Here is a 3,359-nt window from a genome sequence, read left to right as displayed (position 1 = left end):
CAAACAAAAGAATTTTCCGACGTTCGTAGTAACGACTTCAGTCGTTATCCCCTTTAAAAGAAAATCTTTTAAAGGGGCAATGTCCGAGGGAAATCACCCGGAAACGACTGAAGTCGTTACTACAAACAAAAGAATTTTCCCCTGTTCGTAGTAACGACTTCAGTCGTTATCCCCTTCAATACCACGAGACAAACCAGGACCCCCTCGGATATCCGAACCCCTCTCATCTGATTCTCCACCCCCGCATCCATATCCAAACCCGCTAAAATTATTAAGAAATGTATAGCTAATTTTTATGCCTAAACGTGCCAGTGTGTCTACGAAGCAACCCGTCCAGAGCTTAAATGGATCCTCCCTGACCGAGGCGGTACTCCATCCCCGGGATCACGGGATCCGGATTCGGGGTGCCAGACAGCATAACCTTAAAAATATTGACCTCGAACTCCCGCGCGATCGCCTGATTGTCTTTACCGGCGTTTCTGGATCCGGGAAATCCTCCCTTGCCTTCGATACCATTTTTGCCGAGGGTCAACGGCGTTATGTGGAGTCCCTCAGCGCCTACGCCCGTCAGTTTCTCGGACAACTGGATAAACCGGATGTGGAATCCATTGAGGGACTCTCTCCGGCGATTTCCATTGACCAAAAATCCACCTCCCACAACCCGCGATCGACGGTGGGAACGGTGACGGAAATTTATGATTATCTGCGGTTGTTGTTTGGACGGGCGGGAAAACCTCACTGTCCGATTTGCGATCGCTCGATCGCCCCGCAAACGATTGATGAAATGTGCGATCGGGTGATGGAACTCCCGGATCGCACTAAATTTCAAATTCTCGCCCCAGTGGTGCGCGGTAAAAAAGGTACTCATAAAAAAGTCCTGTCTAGTCTTTCTTCCGATGGGTTTGTGCGAGTGCGGGTAAATGGCGAAATTCGCGAACTTTCGGACCAGATTGAACTGGATAAAAATCATACCCATACCATTGAAATTGTGGTCGATCGCCTGATTAAAAAAGCAGGCATCCAAGAACGTCTCGCCGATTCTTTAACCACGGGATTGCGCCATTCGGAAGGGATTGCGATTATTCAATTATTAGACAGTACCACCGAAGACGGTGAGACTGAATTAGTTTTTTCTGAAAAGTTTGCCTGTCCTGAACATGGGGCGGTGATGGAAGAACTTTCCCCGCGTTTGTTTTCCTTTAATTCCCCCTATGGTGCTTGTGAAAGTTGTCATGGATTGGGCAGTTTTCGGACCTTTTCCCCGGAGTTAATCGTCCCGGACCCGGATGCGCCAATTTATGAGGCGATCGCCCCTTGGGCGGACAAAGACAGTGCGTATTATCTGTCAGTGTTGCAAGGGTTGGCAAAAGCATACGGGTTTGAGTTGACCACACCCTGGAACCAGTTGACAACAAAACAGCGAAAGACCATTTTATATGGTGCTGATGAACCCATTAATATCGAAGGATGGGGAAATAATCGGCGCTATGCCGGTGCATTGGCGTTGTTGCAACGGTACTATGAAGAAAGTGCTTCGGAACTGCAAAAGCAAAAATTAGAGCAGTATTTGGTCGATCGCCCTTGCGAAAGTTGTCACGGAAAACGCCTGAAACCGGAAGCATTGGCGGTGCGAATTGGGGATGAACATATTGATGATTTAACCTCGGTTTCCATTCGCGACTGTCGCGATCGCATTGATCGGTTGCAATTGAGCAGTCGGCAAGCACAAATTGCCGAACTGGTACTCCGAGAAATTTGTGCGCGACTACAATTTTTATTAGATGTGGGATTGGATTATCTCACCCTCGATCGCCCTGCCATGACCCTTTCCGGAGGAGAAGCACAACGGATTCGTCTGGCAACCCAAATCGGTGCCGGATTAACCGGCGTGTTATACGTTCTGGATGAACCGAGTATCGGACTGCATCAACGGGACAACGGACGATTGCTGCATACCTTGACCAAATTACGGGATTTGGGAAATACCTTAATTGTCGTGGAACATGACGAGGATACAATTCGCGCTGCGGATTGGATTGTCGATATCGGTCCTCGCGCTGGGGTACATGGAGGCGCAATTGTTGCCCAAGGACAGTTAGACGCCCTGTTGATGGCGGAAAATTCTCTCACTGGGTCTTATTTATCTGGGCGGTTACAAATTGAAACCCCCGGGGAACGACGCGAAGGAAATGGACGTTCTCTGGTGATGAAAAACTGTTCTCGCAACAATCTCAAGCAGATTGATGTGGAAATTCCTCTCGGAAAATTAGTCTGTGTGACGGGGGTTTCCGGTTCGGGTAAATCCAGCTTAATTAATGATTTGCTCTATCCTGCATTGCAACATCATATCACCCGAAAGACTCCCTTTCCCGGGGATATGGACGCACTCAAAACCTTGGGGGAAAAGAGTTTAAAAGATGCAGTGGATAAGGTGATTATTATCGACCAATCCCCCATCGGCAGAACCCCTCGGTCCAATCCCGCCACCTATACGGGCGTGTTTGATATGATTCGGAGTTTATTTGCCGAAACCATCGAAGCAAAAGCGCGGGGATATAAACCGGGTCAGTTCTCTTTTAATGTCAAAGGGGGACGTTGCGAAGCTTGTGGGGGACAAGGGGTGAATGTTATTTCTATGAACTTTTTACCCGATGTTTATGTGCAGTGTGATATTTGTAAAGGAGCGCGATATAATCGGGAAACTTTGCAGGTAAAATATAAGGGACATTCCATTGCCGATGTGTTGAATCTCACGGTGGAAGAAGGATTAGAACTGTTTAAACATATCCCTCGGGCGGCGACAAGGTTGCAAACTTTAGTGGATGTGGGATTAGGATATATTCACTTGGGACAACCCGCGCCAACCCTCTCCGGAGGGGAAGCGCAACGGGTGAAACTGGCAACGGAACTCTCCCGACGCGCTACGGGAAAAACCTTGTATTTAATCGATGAACCGACGACGGGATTATCGTTTTATGATGTGCATCAATTGTTGAATGTGTTGCAGCGATTGGTGGATAAGGGGAACTCAATTTTGACGATTGAACACAACTTAGATGTGATTCGCTGTGCGGATTGGGTGATTGATTTAGGACCGGAAGGCGGGGACAAAGGTGGAGAGGCGATCGCCACCGGAACCCCAGAGGAAGTAGCGGAAAATCCTCATTCCTACACCGGACAATTTTTAAAGCGCGTTTTGCAGCAATATCCGCCCAAATCCTAACGATTAGAAACCGGGTTTCTTTACCAAATCTATGGCAAATAGCAGCAAGTCATGAAAGAAACCCGGTTTCTGGTCCCCCTACTAACGATTAGAAACCGGGTTTCTTTACCAAATCTATGGCAAATAGCAGCAAGTC

The 3,359-nt window shown here is 48.0% G+C and carries 1 protein-coding gene; it reads left to right on the top strand.

From position 1 onward, the window contains the following. The first annotated feature begins 295 nt into the window (after positions 1-295). On the top strand, positions 296-3,223 hold the full coding sequence (uvrA, locus tag NG833_RS28515; RefSeq protein WP_254568649.1) for an excinuclease ABC subunit UvrA: 2,928 nt from the start codon (positions 296-298) through the stop codon (positions 3,221-3,223). The last annotated feature ends 136 nt before the right edge of the window (positions 3,224-3,359 follow it).

The organism is Oscillatoria sp. HE19RPO (assembly GCF_024220515.1).
Taxonomy (GTDB): Bacteria; Cyanobacteriota; Cyanobacteriia; order Cyanobacteriales; family Laspinemataceae; genus Laspinema.
This window is presented reverse-complemented; position numbering and strand designations above follow the sequence as displayed.